The 17,126-nt window shown below is 38.1% G+C and carries 14 protein-coding genes; 6 read left to right on the forward strand and 8 right to left on the reverse strand.

Translation table 11 applies throughout. From position 1 onward, the window contains the following. Positions 1-129: 129 nt before the first annotated feature. Genes IEW94_RS05740 through IEW94_RS05750 form a run of 3 tightly spaced genes read left to right on the forward strand, consistent with a single transcriptional unit; the run spans position 130 to position 3,147 of the window. A complete protein-coding gene (locus IEW94_RS05740; RefSeq protein ID WP_188650862.1) occupies positions 130-702 on the forward strand; it encodes a BfmA/BtgA family mobilization protein in 573 nt (190 codons plus the stop codon). Further along, positions 671-1,705: a MobB family relaxase gene (gene mobB / locus IEW94_RS05745; RefSeq protein ID WP_188650864.1), complete on the forward strand. Its 1,035-nt coding sequence runs from the start codon at positions 671-673 to the stop codon at positions 1,703-1,705. The genes IEW94_RS05740 and mobB overlap by 32 nt, the downstream gene beginning before the upstream one ends. Beyond that, complete coding sequence (locus tag IEW94_RS05750; RefSeq protein ID WP_188650865.1) at positions 1,702-3,147, forward strand: type IV secretory system conjugative DNA transfer family protein; 1,446 nt, start codon at positions 1,702-1,704, stop codon at positions 3,145-3,147. The genes mobB and IEW94_RS05750 overlap by 4 nt, the downstream gene beginning before the upstream one ends. A 198-nt stretch (positions 3,148-3,345) precedes the next feature. On the opposite strand, the gene IEW94_RS05755 is transcribed toward IEW94_RS05750, so the two are convergent. The 6 genes from IEW94_RS05755 to IEW94_RS05780 form a co-directional block, all read right to left on the reverse strand. Continuing rightward, entirely contained in the window at positions 3,346-5,034 is a 1,689-nt protein-coding gene (locus IEW94_RS05755; protein WP_188650867.1) for an AlbA family DNA-binding domain-containing protein, read from the reverse strand. A gap of 50 nt (positions 5,035-5,084) precedes the next feature. Continuing rightward, positions 5,085-5,306 (reverse strand): hypothetical protein, encoded by a 222-nt coding sequence (locus IEW94_RS05760; RefSeq protein ID WP_188650869.1) that lies wholly within the window; start codon positions 5,304-5,306, stop codon positions 5,085-5,087. A 109-nt stretch (positions 5,307-5,415) separates the two neighbouring features. Beyond that, a complete protein-coding gene (locus tag IEW94_RS05765; protein ID WP_188650871.1) occupies positions 5,416-6,117 on the reverse strand; it encodes a GNAT family N-acetyltransferase in 702 nt (233 codons plus the stop codon). A 326-nt stretch (positions 6,118-6,443) separates the two neighbouring features. After that, positions 6,444-7,187: an ATPase gene (locus IEW94_RS05770; RefSeq protein ID WP_188650873.1), complete on the reverse strand. Its 744-nt coding sequence runs from the start codon at positions 7,185-7,187 to the stop codon at positions 6,444-6,446. After that, positions 7,177-7,419 (reverse strand): hypothetical protein, encoded by a 243-nt coding sequence (locus tag IEW94_RS05775; RefSeq protein ID WP_188650874.1) that lies wholly within the window; start codon positions 7,417-7,419, stop codon positions 7,177-7,179. The genes IEW94_RS05770 and IEW94_RS05775 overlap by 11 nt, the downstream gene beginning before the upstream one ends. A 483-nt stretch (positions 7,420-7,902) precedes the next feature. Then, positions 7,903-8,163 carry a helix-turn-helix domain-containing protein gene (locus tag IEW94_RS05780; protein ID WP_188650876.1) on the reverse strand — a complete coding sequence of 87 codons (261 nt, stop codon included), beginning with the start codon at positions 8,161-8,163 and terminating at the stop codon, positions 7,903-7,905. A 983-nt stretch (positions 8,164-9,146) separates the two neighbouring features. Here IEW94_RS05780 and IEW94_RS05785 point away from each other — a divergent pair. The 3 genes from IEW94_RS05785 (at position 9,147) to IEW94_RS05795 (ending at position 15,050) form a co-directional block, all read left to right on the forward strand. Continuing rightward, on the forward strand, positions 9,147-12,182 hold the full coding sequence (locus IEW94_RS05785) for a SusC/RagA family TonB-linked outer membrane protein (protein WP_188650879.1): 3,036 nt from the start codon (positions 9,147-9,149) through the stop codon (positions 12,180-12,182). An 11-nt stretch (positions 12,183-12,193) separates the two neighbouring features. Further along, positions 12,194-13,588, forward strand: a complete 1,395-nt coding sequence (locus tag IEW94_RS05790; protein WP_188650881.1) for a RagB/SusD family nutrient uptake outer membrane protein — start codon at positions 12,194-12,196, stop codon at positions 13,586-13,588. Positions 13,589-13,652: 64 nt separating this feature from the next. Next, positions 13,653-15,050, forward strand: coding sequence for a TlpA family protein disulfide reductase (locus IEW94_RS05795; RefSeq protein ID WP_188650883.1), 1,398 nt, complete (start codon positions 13,653-13,655; stop codon positions 15,048-15,050). Positions 15,051-15,121: 71 nt separating this feature from the next. On the opposite strand, the gene IEW94_RS05800 is transcribed toward IEW94_RS05795, so the two are convergent. Then, positions 15,122-15,373: a DUF6520 family protein gene (locus IEW94_RS05800; protein WP_188650885.1), complete on the reverse strand. Its 252-nt coding sequence runs from the start codon at positions 15,371-15,373 to the stop codon at positions 15,122-15,124. 86 nt (positions 15,374-15,459) lie between these two features. After that, positions 15,460-17,034, reverse strand: coding sequence for a MauE/DoxX family redox-associated membrane protein (locus IEW94_RS05805; protein ID WP_188650887.1), 1,575 nt, complete (start codon positions 17,032-17,034; stop codon positions 15,460-15,462). Positions 17,035-17,126 lie beyond the last annotated feature (92 nt).

A 17,126-nucleotide genomic window follows, 5' to 3' on the forward strand; every position in this document is an offset into this window, starting at 1 on the left:
TCGATTATTTGCACATGTATAAAATGTTGAAAATCAGTATCTTAAATATATTTAAGTCATTGATGTTCAAGGGCTTTTACAGTAAATACCGCCGAACCGCCCATAAACAGGCAATTTTTTACAGTAAAAATGGAAGATCTCTATCAAAAATACCGTTTTTCGGCCATCAGTATCAAAAAGGATGTGGCCGTACGCTTTCGGGAATTTTCCCGTTTGGTGTCAGATTCCCATACCCTTACCCTGGAGGCCATCATGGATTTTTTTGAATGGAACGACCTCTCCCCTAACGATGATCTTGGCCTTAAGAACAACCGTACCAACAAACGGATCAATGCCGTGATCGCCATCTTGAAAAATATTGAAAAGCACCAGACCCTGCCCACCAAGACCATGCTGGACACCCTCTTCCATGATATATCCCAAGTGGAAGATGAGGAAGAAGATGAGGAAAACGTTGATTTCGGGACTCCCGAAAGCTTTACACGGGATACCGAACTGGAACATTACCGGAACCGCCATGAGGAGATGCTACAACAGCTCAGCCTTTATAAAAACCAAATGCAGGAGCTCTTGGAACGGTTGACCTATATAAAAAGCGCCTTTGGAAAAGGACATTATAAACTGGATATGGATAAAAACGACTTGGAAAACTTAAAAAAATCACTTGAACATGTACATCACCATCACCGCACAAAAACTTGAAGGCCATTATGCCCAAAGTGCCACCGATTTTGTGGACTATCTGGAAAAGGAGAACGCCGGGAAACCCACTCCCGACATGGAACATTTCTTTGACCAATACCAAGATGATATATCCGCAGAAGCGGTCATCAAGGACATTGACGGCAATACGGCAAAACTTAAAAGGACGGAGCCCAAATTTTATTCCATTACCCTCAATCCAAGCCAGCGGGAGCTGAAACACATTAAAGATTCCCCCGAGGCCCTCAAACGCTATACCCGGGAAGCCATGAAGGACTATGCCAAGGCTTTTAACCGGGACATCGATGGCAGGCCCGTACATGTGGACGATATCAAGTATTACGCCAAGGTGGAACGCCAGCGCACATTTAAGGGCACGGACAAACAGATACGGGACAATCAACCGTATGCCACCAAAATTTTGGAACTGGAACAGCAGATCCGAAGCATCCAACGCGGGGAACATACAGGGAACATCAAAATGCTCCAAAAAAACATCCAACGTCTGGAACGGGAAGCACCGTACCAACTGGACGGCAAACGGATCGTCAGGGGCATGGCCAAACCGGGACCGCAAAGCCACATCCATATCATCGTGAGCCGTAAGGATGTCTCCAACCGGTATAGCCTATCCCCTGGAAGCAAGTACAAAGCTTCTGAGGTGGAAATGAACGGGAAGACCGTCAAGCGGGGCTTTGATCGGGATGCTTTTTATAAAAATGCGGAAAAGACCTTTGATGCCATGTTCAGCTACAAACGGAACTATGTGGAGACCTATACGGCACGGAAAACCTATTTAAAAGACCCCAAATTGTATTTTCACATGATAACCAAGCTCCCAACCAATGAAAAGGCCATGGCGTTTAAACTGCTGCAGAAATCGGGTGTCAATACCGCTTTATTGCGTATCCCTACCAATACCATCCAACTGACCATAAAGGCGATCAATGCACTGAAAAAAGGTATCGGGAAGGCCATCGAATCAGGCTCCATTGGGATATGAACTGGCAACCTGAACATATTATCCTTTATATCGTAGTCCCTGTACTGTTTGTGGTCACAGTACTCTATGGACTGTTTTATGTAGAAGAAAATCAACGGACGGATAAAAAGTACCGGGTGCGCTTTAAACTCAAAAACGGTCGGTTTAAAATTGATAATATCCGCCGGGGGGCTTCCATTATCGGTTCGGCGGGAAGTGGCAAGACCGAGAGCGTTGTCTATAATGTTCTGCAACATTTCAGGCAATATGGGTTTTGCGGGGTGATCCATGACTATAAGGACTTTGAGCTCACTGAAATCGCCTATCCCTTGTTCAAGGAGAAAAACATTACCTTCTATACCATTGCCTTTGACCAGATCCATTACCGGGTCAACCCCATTGCACCAAAATATCTGCCCAATGAGGAAAGTGTCAACGAAGTGTCACGGGTACTGATGGAAAACCTGCTGGAACAGAATCTCTCGGAAAACAAAGGCAGCAGCAAGTTTTTTTCCGATGCCGTGGAAGGGCTGCTAAGCGGCCTGATCTGGAAAATGAAAACGGCCTATCCTGGGTATTGCACCCTGCCCCATATCATGGCCCTGTTTCAATCGGTGAGCACCAAAAAGCTGGTGGCCTTTTTGAAATCAGACTTGACCTCCCACAGCATGGCCAGCGCGTTTATCAATGGCATTGAATCGGAGAAACAGACCGCCGGGGTCAAAAGTTCCCTGGCCAATGCCTTTAAAAAGATCAGCTCCCAAACGCTGTTCTATGTGCTTTCCAAGGATGAAGTGCCTTTGGATATCAATAATCCCGACAATCCGGCCATCGTTTCGTTGGTCAACAACCCTAAATATGATTCGGCGTATTCCCCAGTGATCGCGATGGTGATGCACACCATTATCAAACAGATGAGCGTTCGGGGCAAAAAGCCCTCCTTTCTGCTCATGGAAGAGGCGCCTACCCTCAAACTCCCCAATATGCACCGCATTCCAGCAACGCTTCGGAGCTATGATATTTGTACGGTGTATGTGATGCAGGACAAGGTACAAAACGACCTATTATATGGTGATAAGGCCAGTAAGGCCATTTTAAGCAACCTGTCCTATCAGTTCTTTGGCAAGGTGAACGATCCGGATACCGCTAAATACTACGAACGCTTTTTTGAGATCATCAAAACCCCGACCAGGAGCATCAGTAAAAGTAGTGGCATGAGTCTCGAAAGCCGTATCACCAAAGGGGAACGGGAAGTGTCCAAGCGCAGGGCAGATATATTTTTTAAGTTAAAACAAGGGGAGTTTATCGCTTTTGCCGATGGGGTAGATAAAAAGGTACGGTTCAGGTTGCAAACAATTTTAAAAGAAAAACCCAAACAAGAAAATCATATCTCAGAAGCAGATCTAGCCATGTATTTTAAACAAATCCACAGAGAAGCCCAGTCTGTTTTTAAAGGAAACTAAAAACAATTTTTAGTGGAAATTAAAAACAAGAACAACGGTATAACCAAGGCAAAATATTCCTAAAGTCACGAAATGGGTTCTCTGTACTTGCAATCAAGCATCAAAAGCACCTCCAACATTTTCTGAAATTTCGTCTAGTATCCATAACATAACTCCTGTTTTAACTCCCCACTTTTTTCTTTAGTACTACCTACTTTTTTAAAGTGGATGACCAATTAAAAAATGAATTCCTCTTTCCGTTATTTTATATTGTTGCTTTGGATCATTTGCCTGTTCAAGCGTATATTCAATCAATTTGTTGTCCTTTAGAGGCTTTATATAATCATCTCTAAAACGCTCTTTACTCCTATAGCCTAATTTGTTAGCCAGATCTTCTAAACCTATAGGCTGAATGGTCCATAGTAAGGTACACAGCAGAACCTTTCCTCGTTTTTTCAATAGCTCTCCACTTTTTTCTTGCCAACTTCCTGCTTTTTTAAATTTCTCAAGTGAAGTTTTTTCATTGACTAAGAATCTAACTTTATCTAAGTCCTTGCTTTTTTCTTGCCAACCATCCACTAAATCAAGAGCAAGTTCATCTAAATCTGTAATTGTTTCTAAATCAAGGTTAATAGGAAAGTTTTTCAAATTATTTATTCTGTCAACCCCTAACTCTTCTTCTTCTTGCTGTGACAAATAGAGATAAAGCTTAAAGCGATCCCCCAATTTACTGGAAGTCATTGGGATGATGCTTTTAAAGGGTTCATCTTCAATAAAAATAGGAGAAGCACCTCCGGAATATACTTTCACAAATTTATTCATGTTTTTTACTCCAGAGCCAATTTCATCAGCCCAGGTCAATACATTGAAAAACGCACGAATATTAGGGTTTTTAGGCTCTGCTTCAAATGTTTCTAAATTTAAATACCCTCTAAATCTTGTTCTATTTGGGTTGGTTGCTTCAACCTTGTCTTTGTAAATGATAATCTCAGTTGGTGCAGCACTATTATATTCACGGTGAATAATTACATTGGCTATTAATTCACGAAAAATTAATTCTCTTAGATCTTTTCTTCCTTCTGAGTCTTGATAAAACTTCTCAGGCCATTTTTGTTTAACAAATTCTAAAGCCTTAAGGTATGAATCAATGAGGTTTGTTTTTAAAACCAATCGATCATCCCACCTGTCCATATTATCTCGCCTTACAAGTAAGTCTATTTTGTAAGCTGGCAGAATGTTTCCGATGACATCATCTGTTCCAAAAACCAGAGCAGCAGCTAAAGTCAGTCCTTCCTGGCCTGTAGTAAAATCTCTTCTTAAAAAACGAGCATCTCTTAATATTCGTTCATTCGAATAGCCCGCTTCTAACCATGGGTGATTACTGTTCACAAGCGCAATACGTGATTTTACTTTGTCAAAAAGAGAGTGATCTAAATCCTGAATACCGAGATTGGGAAAAATTTGGTTTTCTGTAAAAACATTTCGCTTCCTTGCATACATCTCAGAAATGCGAGCTTCATCCGTAATTCTAAAGTCACTATCATTTTCACGATCGTAAACAATACCGGAATGTTTGTGAACAAACGAACTTACAGGAACTCTAATGTACAATATGCTTTGTCCTTGATGTTTTACCTCATTCACAGCTAAAGGGAAAGGAGGGTTCAATACATCAATATTGTTTAGTGCTGTTACAATATCCTGCTTAATAACCATTAAGTTTTGATTATTTAGCCCTAAAACTTTCCCATCGTCATTAACTCCTAGTAAAATGACACCTCCATCTCTATTTAAGAAAGAAGAAACCGTATCATAAAATGAAGCAGGCACACCATTTTGAGCTTCTTTAAACTCAATACGAAGACCTTCCCCTAGTTGTAATATTTTAAGTAGTTCTTGTTGCTCCATATTTTAATTAATCTCCAATGTTTTCTAAAATTTCGCTTGATCCAACATCTTTAAGCTATTTTATGCAATTGACTCCAATTGCTAATATTATCATAAATTAGTTTTTGCCTCACTTTCACATCATTCTCAACACCAATTGAGATAAGGCTACATTCTTCATTACTCAAATGCTTTGCCTCATGTGAAGAATATCCAGAATATTTTCTGGATTGATTTCTATTTTCTGTACCTGGATACACTAAGGCCCCTTTCTTGGCTTTATAATATTCCATATATACAAACATTTGCCTCAAATCTTCAAGGTTTATTTTATTGTTAGCAAATATAATCAAGTACTCTTTTATAACATGACTTTCTTAAAATAAAGAAACAAAATTGATTTCATTTTCCATTGCAGTTTTCCTTATTTTGCTCCCACTCAAGATTCTCAATTTTCCAAGTGTATTTTTTTACTTCCTCAGCAACTTCCATTAATTCTTTATCATCATCTACAGACATTAATAGTTCGTCACTTATTTTATAAAGCGTTTTGTAAGCAAAAAAAGCCCGTTTCTTTAATGTTTCAAATCTTTGTGGTGAAACAACATTATTAACTTCTTGAAGGTTTTCCTTGCTCCAATCAAAATCAGTTTTTTTTAGTTCAAATTCCGATTCGGAGTTGTTTACAGGATTAAACCCAAGTTTGGTAGCTACACTTTTAGAATTCAAATAATTTTCCTCATTAATAGAACCCCTTTTAATAGTTATCCTTTGAGTTTCTCTATCATCATAAAAAATATAGGGAAGAACAGACTCCTGCAAGGCTTTTGTTAAATAGCCCTTTTTTCTATACTTAGGCATAATATACCAATGCAAGTCCCGATACATATCCAGTACCACCCCAATATATTTGTTTGATGCATCTTTTATAAAGAAAAAGCGATAAGAACCAAAGTTTCCAATAATATTGTTTGAGGGTTTTGGTTGCTCTGTCCATACCTTCGCGACATCTACATTGGCGCTTATTTGGCGTGTAAAAATAGATTCGTCTGCCGTTCCCTTATTTAAGTGGTCTATATGTTTTCGAATATCTTTTTCTGTCATCTTAAAATATAGGATAATGGTTAAGGCATTATCCTTTGCTAAATAAACTAAACTTTTTTGTGGTTACATTACGGATTTCCATATGGCAGCAAATCCAAATTTTCTATAACCTTGTCTATAAAATTAACAATCATGATTTGATTATAGGAAAATTTTGATAGTCAATTATAGTTTTCTTGTTTTTTGAAGAAAATGCTTATAAATCTAGCGTGTAAATTACAATTTACAAGAAACTTATTGAGAGAAGCTATAATCAATAAGAATATTTTTATTGAGACGATTAATTAAGGTTAGTATATTTTTGTATTGACCCTTTTTTAATGGATTTATTTCATATAGTAAGGTAAAACAAACTTAATAAACCAATTAGGTAGTTCTTTTGTTTTAATCTCCATTGCTCCTTTATAAAGTTCTGCAATAAGAATTTGTTCTTTGCCTGAATTATCAAACAGATAAGCACGATAACAATAAGGAAGGGCTAAATGTAAATTATTTAAGGTCCTGTAATATCTGTCTATGATTTTGTCTTCTGGGACTTCATGGCCTCCTTTTTCAACACGATTATGTACCCTTGAAACATTTACATCTGGACTATCAGTGCAAATAAAATATAGATAGGCTGCATACCCTAAATTGACGACATTGGAGATTTCATCAATTTTTGAAGGATGGCTCATCACCGTTTCAAAGCTAAATGATTTGTTTTGTGAAATAAGCAGATGTCTTATAAATGAAGCTATGAAAGCACCTTCATAACTATGCGTTTTCTTTGATTTGTCAACAATAAAGTTTTCTTTTACTATAACATCAATTTTATGACCACTTGATTCAGATTTTTTAAATAAGGAAACAGTGGCATCCAAGGTTTTAAATTGATCTAAATCCTCTTGAGTAGCATAGATACCAATTTCAGCTAGATCAATTAAACCAGATTCTTCTAATTTCTTTTCTAAAAGGTCAGCATTAATAAAAAAACCAGTATTATAGCTTTTTGAAAATTCATTGAATAAAGTACTTTTTCCTGAACCATTAGGGCCTGCAAAAACTCTTATCTTTTTTTTACTTGGCATGAAGGACAATTCCTTTTTTTATTTCAAAGGGAGTTTCAACTTGTGCTTCAACACGGCCTTTTTCTATAATTTGACCGTCTTTTTCCTCATAAATTACCCCGTCTTTAATAAATGTAACAGATAAACCTAATGCTCTGGATGCTCTGCGAGCTGTTTTAGAAGCAATTTTACCAGCTTTAACCAATGCTTTAGTTTGGGAGACATCTTTTCTAAAAACAATTTTATTTTTCATAGGTGTATTTAGGAATTATAATAAATTATGACTAAAAGATTAGTCGTAATAATATATGAATATTATCGGTAAATATACAATAATTTGATAGTTTCTATTAACAAATTAATATTTTAAATCCTTCGGGTTCTAGGGAATCTTGAAAAGCGCTTTAGGTTTTGTGGGAAATACTCGCTTTGCTTGGGATGCAATATTTTTTTTGATATTAAATATATCAGAGTCGATAATAAAATTATTAAATTATAGTCACAAAAACATAAAAGTCAATCTATATCGATTGGCAACAGTTTATATTGAGTAGTTAATCCTTTGATTTTATAAAATAACTATCATCTATTTTATCTCCGTATTTCTTTTCAATCAACAAAAAAAAATCAGATAGTTTTAAAACTGGAGAATTACTGGATAAATATTCAGATTTATAATTCTAGTAAACAAAAAAGTCAATAGATTCTGATTAATATGGAAATAGAATGAAAATAATTAGTCATCAATATGATATTTTTTTATGTCAAATTTAAAATCAAACAAATCTTTTGGGTTTATATTTAATGCAGTTGATATTCTTATTAAGGTTTTTATTGTAATATTTTGTTTACCATTTTCAATTTTACTGAAATCACTTGGATCTATATCACATTTTGCATCCATTTCCTCTAAAATCAATCCTCTGGATTCTCTTTCATTTTTGATTTTTTGTCCAATTTCTTTAAGAAAAGAATTTAAAATAACTTCCTCGTCCATTTTTTATTGACAAGTTCATGTTTATTTCAAAAAAAACTTTGGGGATATATCCCTAATAAATAATTTTTATTTATATTTGACTTATTAACATATATTTGCAATACTTCAAATAGAAAAACATTAGAAGCAATTGCTTTGAATCTCGAACAGAAAACTGGTACTTTTCAAATCCACGAGAGAATAAGTAAGTTTGCTCACGACCCGGGCGTGAGCTCTCTTATCGTGGTAAGGTATACCAGTACCCCTGTTCGGTAAGTTGAGTTTCGCGCCCAATTGTTTTTATACATTTGGTATTTACTCTTCTTTTCTTAGCATTGGCTTCTTCTTTTTAATTGAGATTTTGCAATAATGCATGATTAAAAAAAACAGAAAACCAATCAATGAAACTTATAAGGCATAAGGGTATAAAGATTACCAAGGCACAATATAATGTGGCCTTTACGGTATACTTTATCCTTTTTCCTAAAAAGCCAAAATGTCCTATATAGGATAACTATTTGTTACGGGAGTGACGTGTACAAATGCAAAACACCTCTAAACCTCTCCTTTGGAGAGGTCGAAACAACGTATAGTTGTTTCGGGTGAGGACCGGTAATTCTAAATTCTTTTTCTCCTGTAACTGACATCTACACATATTCATGGTATCCGGCCATGTGACGATAACCCCTAAGTAATTAATAATAGTCTTACGGCGGTAAGGTATGTATTAACTTAAAAATTATGCCTATGGAATAACCTTTTGAATTAGTTAGAGTGTCCGGGTAGTTGTAAATCCTATAAACACCACAGGTAGCATGTTTCTGGTTGTCTGCCCGGTCTTAACTATCAAGAGCCCCCGTTCACGGGAGATTTAATAAACAAATACCATATGCCTATGACATAAAAAACCAATACAAACACAAAAAAAAGCCCCCTCACAAACGTTTCAGGTCCTGTAGGAGGCTAACGATTAACAAAAATATGTTTAATACTAATTCAAAAATATGAAAAATAGTCCAATAAATACGGGCAAGGGATTACTATATGTTTTGGTAATGCTCTTTGCCACCCCAATTTTTTCCAATGCCTTGACTTCAAAGGTTTGGTTTTGTTCCAAAACAGTAAAAGTCACTGCTTTTCAACAGTCTGAAGTACATGGCTCTATAACCGATGTAAATGGTATACCCTTGGCAGGGGTTTCCATTATGGTCAAAGGGACCCAAAAAGGAACGACCTCAGATTTTGATGGGAATTATAGTCTACTAGCTGACAATAATGGAGTGTTGGTATACTCCTTTATTAGTTTTAAGACCCGAGAGATTCCTGTATATGGTTCCAATGAAATAAATGTGGTTTTGGAAACCGATATCACCACTTTAGATACCGTAGAAATCAATGCAGGGTACTATACCGTGAAAGAAAAGGAACGTACAGGAAACATTTCAAGGATAACCGCCAAGGATATTGAAAAACAGCCTGTAAGCAACCCTCTTGCAGCCATGCAGGGGCGAATACCAGGCGTGTACATCCAACAACAATCAGGAGTTCCAGGAGGCAGTTTTAACATACAGGTACGAGGGCGTAACAGTATAGCCAGTGGTAATGAACCTTTATATATTGTAAACGGTGTGCCGATAAATACAGAGGTTATTACTTCTAATATTGGTAAAAGTATCACAGGGGGCGGAAATCCTCTAAGCGGGATAGACCTCAATGATGTTGAGAGTATTGAAGTGCTAAAGGATGCCGATGCCACTGCCATCTATGGCTCACGGGGTGCTAATGGTGTGATATTGATCACTACAAAAAAAGGCCATGTAGGCATGACCCGTTTTGACTTGGATATCCAGACAGGCATGGGGAGCGTGGCTAACAAACTGGAACTGCTCAATAGCCAACAGTATGTAATGATGCGGGAAGAGGCCTTTGCCAATGACGGCATTTCCCCAACCACCGCCAACGCCCGGGATTTATTGCTTTGGGATCCCAATCGTTATACCGATTGGCAGGGAGAACTTATTGGTGGGACAGCATACCTGACCAATCTCCAAGGGGCTGTTTCAGGAGGCAGTGAGCTGACTTCTTTTAGAATCGGTGGCGGCTTGCGTGAAGAAACCACCGTTTTTCCGGGTAATTTTAACTACCAAAAAGCATCGGGACATGTAAACCTAAACCATTATTCTGAAGATAAGCGATTTCAGGTTAGATTTTTAGGTAATTATGTTTCAGAAGTGAACGGTCTTCCCAGCCAAGATTTGACGTCTTTTATATTCTTGCCTCCAGTGACCCCAAAGGTTTTTGATGATAATGGTGATTTAAACTGGGGACCCGAAGGAGGAACTTTTGAGAACCCCTATGCCTACCTTTTAACCAATTACGTAGCAAAGACCAAGACATTTATCAGTAATATGCTTTTAAGTTATGTGTTGCTGAAAGGATTAGAGATTAAGGTAGGGACTGGCTATACTACTGCCGATGCCCAAGAGGTACGAACAACACCTTCAGATGCCATCAACCCAGCATATTTAACTTTTTTAAAGCCTGAAAGTAATTTTTATGATAATCATACAAAGTCCTGGATCTTAGAACCTCAAATAGATTATAAATTGAATGTTGGCAAACACGTATTCAATGCTCTTATTGGTGCTACCTTTCAGCAAAATACGGTCGAAGGCCAATATACCTATGCAACAGATTTTGCCAGCGACCTGCTTTTAGAAGATGTAAGCTCGGCTAATACCACTAGGGTAAGTGCCAATTATACAGATTATAAATACCAAGCTGTTTTTGGTAGATTAAATTATACCTACGGTGATCGTTACATCGTTAACCTCACGGGACGCCGTGATGGGTCTTCCCGTTTTGGCCCTGGTAACCGCTTTGCCAATTTCGGGGCAATAGGTACTGCCTGGATATTTTCGAATGAACCATTTTTAAAAGAGGGGATATTAAGCCTCGGGAAATTAAGGGCTAGTTATGGCACTACCGGGAATGACCAAATAGGCGACTATCGTTATTTAGACACCTATACGGCCACAGATTATCCTTACCAAGGGATCACAGGGCTGCATCCAACTAGGCTTTTTAACCCAGTATACGGTTGGGAGACCAATAAAAAGTTAGAGGCAGCCATAGACCTTGGCTTCATAAAAAATAGAATCCAGTTTTCCGCTTCATGGTACCGTAACCGTTCTTCAAATCAATTGGTAGGATACCCGTTGCCCAGTTCAACCGGATTTTCATCGATCCAAAATAACCTGGCCGCCAAGGTTGAAAATACAGGGATAGAACTGGAACTGAATACCATAAATATCGATACGGATAATTTTAAATGGACCATCAGTGCCAATATCAGTTTTCCGAACAATGAATTACTGGAATACCCTGATCTGGAAAACTCATCCTATGCCCAGATCTATGAGGTCGGAAAATCCTTGGGACTTGAGCGTTCTTTTCACTTTATGGACGTAAATCCTCAAACGGGGGTTTATATGTTTGGAGATGTTGATAGCGACGGTGCCATTGGTTATCCAAATGACTTGCAATCATTGATATCTTTGGATCCTGATTTTTACGGCGGGATAGGAAACACTTTTTCCTATAAAGGGTTCCAATTGGTTATGTTTCTTCAATTTGTAAAACAATTAGGGTATGATCCACTTTTCTCATCGGGTACAGCCCCTGGACGAACAGGAAACCAACCTATTGAAGTACTCAACAGATGGCAGCAAGTTGGGGACAATACCTCTATTCAACAGTTTACACAGAGTACTGCTTCCGATGCTTACACGGAATATGCCAACAGCTATTATTATGGAGATAACCGTTTTACTGATGCTTCTTTTGTACGGCTTAAAACCGTATCTCTCACATATCAAGTGCCCAAAGGGATCTTAGGGAATCTTAGCCCTGAAATTTACGTACAAGGACAAAACCTATTGACCATTACCAGCTATAAAGGTCTTGATCCTGAATATTCCGGGTCCTTGAGTTTACCACCCCTTCGAATGGTTACAGCTGGGTTACGTTTAACTTTTTAAAAAAATGATTTATGAAAACTATTGATAAAATATATGATAATGCCCTGTGCATGGGAACTTATTGTTGCAGTATCCTAATGTTGCTTATCCTTGTATCCTGTGAGGATTTTATTGAAGTGGAAGCACCTAAAAATGAACTGGTAGGCACTGTCGTGTTTACGGATACAAAAACAGCTGAGGCGGCCCTTTCAGGAATTTATAGCCAAATGACCGAAGGCTTTGACGGTTTTGCCAATTACAGGACAACACTGCTGGCAGGCCTGTACAGTGATGAACTGGACGATTACTCGGGCAATACCGATATTGTCTCGTTCCATGAGAACAGTCTTAACCCGAACAACAGTAACCTGCTTAACCTTTGGCAGGAACCTTATAAGTATATCTACCAAGCCAATTCGGTCATAGAAGGATTGGAGAATACCCGAGGGCTAGATGCTGATATTAAGCAGCAATTTATTGGAGAGGCCTTGTTTATTCGTGCCTTTTGCCATTTTTACTTGGTAAATTTCTTCGGGGATATACCCTATATCGTTACCACTGATTACATTAAAAACTCATCGGCCGTAAGACAGCCCAACGATGAGATATATAGCAAGATTGTTGCAGACCTTAAAGAAGCTATCCCCTTATTGCCTGATTTTTATGTTTCAGACGGCAGGGCTCGCCCCAATACTTATGCTGCGCAAGCCTTATTGGCTCGGGTGTATTTATATTTGGAGGACTGGGAGAATGCGCATCTATTGACCACTTCTGTAATCGGAACCACAGAGCATTTTGAATTGGAAACGAATTTGGACCAGGTGTTCTTGAAGGATTCCCGAGAAGCTATATGGCAGCTACAACCAGTGATAGACGGACTTAATACCGTAGAGGGTTTTGCCTTTATTCTATATGGAGTTCCCAGAAACAGTGCCCTAAGCAGCAACGTACTAGATGCCTTTGATGACGGTGATTTAAGAAAAGAAAGCTGGATAGGTACCATAACGTCTGATTCGGACACCTATTTCTATCCATATAAATACCAAGTGTTTTTTGGTAGTGACCTTACCGAATACTATATGGTACTGCGCCTCGCTGAGCAATACCTGATCCGGGCAGAGGCAAGTGCACAACTAAATAACATAGAGGCTGCCAAAGCAGATCTCAACGTCATTCGCAACCGCGCTGGATTAGGTGATTTTCTGGGCAACTCCAAAGCAGAGCTCTTGGAGGCTATTTACAAAGAGCGCCAACGGGAACTGTTCGCAGAATGGGGGCACCGTTGGTTTGACCTAAAGAGAACTGGAAAGGCAGATGCAGTATTATCTGTTTTAAAACCAGGGTGGCAATCTACCGATACGTTATTTCCCATTCCGCAAAGTGAACTGCAAAACAATCCAAAAATATCCCAAAATCCCGGTTATTAAAGAGGTTTAAAAATTTATGGGTGAATATATAAACAGATATTGAAACAATATAAAACCATCGATGATGAAAAGATTTTTTTATGCATTAATACTGCTACTGGTAGCATGTAACCTCAATAACTCGAAAAACAAACAGGACGGCAAAGCACAAAACGACCTAGTATCCATGAACAACAAGGAAGCGGCTTTTCCTACTGTTGGAAAGCCCATGCCGGATATTCTGCTGACCAATATTGAACATTACAGAAACAAGGAATTAACGCTGGAAGATTTGAAGGGGAAATTCGTAATTCTGGATTTTTGGACCCGATTTTGTAAATCGTGCATATACAGTTTTCCAAAAGTAGACAAGCTTAATAAGCAGTTTAAGGATCGGGTGGAATTCATGTTGGTGAGCGGAAACAAAGGCAAATACTACGAAGGTACCCGCGAGATTTATGAGAAATACAGAAAGCGGTACAACTTGGGGCTTCCTATATCTTACAGCGTCCATTTGTTTGATAAACTGGGCATAGGTGTAGTTCCTCACATCATTTGGATTGATGACAAAGGAATCGTACAGGCAATTTCGGGCAGTAGAGCACTTACACCTGAAAATATAGAGTCATTTTTAAATGCAGAACCGTTGGATGTTGACCTGAACCCAAATGTAACACAGCTTAACAAAGGGAGCCATGGGTTTGATAAAAAGCAACCACTACTTATTGATGGCAATGGTGGTGAGAATGGTGACTTTGTGTACAGATCTTTATTGACATTGGGCAAAAAGGACATTAATTATTCTTCTTATGGGTATTTTAAACCCAACAATGGAAGTTCCAATATAGCTTGCCAGGTTATCAATGGATCCTTAAAAGAATTATACCAGATAGCTTATGGTGATACGGTCCAAAATAGTCCTGACCGCTATAAGACACAGTCCAATTGTTATGGGGAATATTGGTATGAACCGGTTCTAAAGATAAAAGATACCGCTCTCTTTGTTTCCAATTATAAACGCATGGAGCATATATACTGCTATAGTTTGGTGGTACCGAATGATCGTTTATCCCATACATTGGATAATCAAAGGATCATGCAGTGTAACCTAAAAAATTATTTTGGGTACACCATATCTGTAGAGACACGTAAAATGCCTTATTGGTCATTAAAATCCACAAAAGCAGGAAAAAAAAACTTGGTTACCAAAGGGGGAGCATCCGCTTATAAAGGAAACGGCTTCACCTATTCGCAATATACCAATATGCCCATAGCTCAAATTTTATTGCTCCTTTGGGGAAATAATCAGGTAGGCCCTCCTTTTTTGGATGAAACCGGTATTACTGAAAACATCGATATAGAACTGGACGCCATACTTACTGATTTTGAACAGCTCAAAAAAGAACTTGAAAAAAATGGCCTACTGCTGGAGCAAAAGACAAAAGACATGAAAGTTATAGTGATCAGTGATACTCAGGAATAAATAGACTTTTAGGTCTTTGTGAGAGTGGTCTATTGTAAAGACCACTCTTTTTTTGAATACAATAAAAATCGCTAATTATTAAAATGGTATTCATTTACACACAGTCCTTGGGCATTTTTGTTCTGGTAATAAGTGTTAATGCCCAAAGTACAAATTGGACCTGGATCAGTACCACAATTTGGTGGTAGCGATACTACTTCACAGGTTCCGCCACTTGTTGGAGCCCTGAATACGGATAGAATATCCATTTGGCTAGAAGCAAAAGCTCCACCAATAGCAACTACAAAAGCGACAACGGTTAAAATTCCTTGAATCTTTTTCATGATATAAAAAATTTAAATTAAACATACGACCTACTTTTTTCTACAGGTGTTCAGTCTCATCTTCCTGGTTCTACTAGTAAAATATTTTAAGGCATCACCATGTCTTTGGGTGTTGTTTTTAATAATCCCAGATAATTTTTACCTAGGAGATAGGTAACGATCCTATCCGGATATAAAGCTAAGAGATGGTCATGAACTATTCTAAAATCCTTTAGGAAGTGCCCTTCTATATTTGGGATATAAAAACTGTATTTGTATGTGCCATTTTTTAAATTGTAAACATCGATGACCTCGCCTTGTTCAAACTGCTTTTCAGGTTCGTTTTCAGCACGAATTTTCGATTGGTTGAACAGCCCATATCCTAGGGTCTCACTCCTTCTGTTGACCACTGGGGGAGGTGTGGCCATAGAGCGCTGTTTTTTACTTATTGTTTCCCTGATTTTTATATTCGCCGTGGTAGTGGTATCTATGGTACTATACCTAGCCTCTACCTTTAAGTCTTTGTCAAGTATGATATATTCATTGCGATAGTAATATGTATAGATAAGTTTTTGCATTTGGGGATTGTAATGCAAATAACCATCGGTACAAAAAAACCCTTCTACCTGTTTTTCCAAAGCCTTTGGGTTGAGTTTGGTGATAAGAGAATCTACATTTAAAAGTCCCAAGCGTCTGCCTATATTTGGGATTAATTTTACAACGGCAAGCTTATTGGAGTCCACGGGAATGGCCTCATTAAAATAATTGTTTCCTAATGGAATTGCTTTAAGGTATTGGCTTTTTGTGTCACCTATGAATAACATAGGGATAGTACCATCTGTCATGAAAATTCCCTTATCATTAATACGTATGTGTGTTCTTTTTATGTTTAGCTGTATTGCGTTTGGTAATTTTAGGGTTATAGTATCTATGATATTAAGGTTGCAGTCAACCTTTAAAATTCTAAGTGGGTTGCCTTTTTGATTCAGATAAATATGGTTTTTGGTGAAGCCTGCCAATTGGTATTGGTCTTCTGGCAGTTTGAGTTCCTTTTGCGCTCCTGAAATAACATGTGGCGGAAAAAAGCGGATAAAACTACCAGACAAATGGTTTTTATAATCGGTAAAGAAAAATAACCCCAAAACAAATGCACTGCATAGTGATATGGCCAGGAGTATTTGGATCAATGTTCGTTTTTTTAAAGTTGTAATAGTAGAGTCCATCCTGTTAAGGCTTCTGTATATACAAGGGGTTTCTTTTTGACCTAGGCCATTAAAAATAATGGCAATGCTGCCAAGTACTACGAAAAAGAGATTGAAGATCAAATGTTCCGTCCAACCCATGTGTTCCAAGATTCCGCCACAGGAACAAGGCACAAAATCACTAAGGTTTTGTATGACCAAGATATACATGCTAAAGGAGCTCATAAGCCCAAGACTTGTATATAGGGCAATGGTCCGAAACCTTTTTGTGGCCAGGGCTACAGCTAGCAAGAATTCAATAAATGGAACGCTCCAAGCGACATAATCCGCATAAGCCGTAAGAACAGGTGACTGACCCAATTGTATCTTGAATTGGCCGAAATCAAGAAGTTTACTGGTTGCGGCATAGGAAAACAAAAGAATGAACATTAAACAAATAATCTCTACAATAATTTTTCTATATCCTTCATGCCATTTCATATCATTTGTATTGATTTGATATTCAATGGCGTAAAGTTAAAAAGGAAAAATGATCCCTAAGGGATAATGAATGGTCTGTTAGGGATTATTTA

This window comes from Yeosuana aromativorans (assembly GCF_014646655.1).
In the GTDB taxonomy this organism is placed as follows: Bacteria; Bacteroidota; Bacteroidia; order Flavobacteriales; family Flavobacteriaceae; genus Yeosuana; species Yeosuana aromativorans.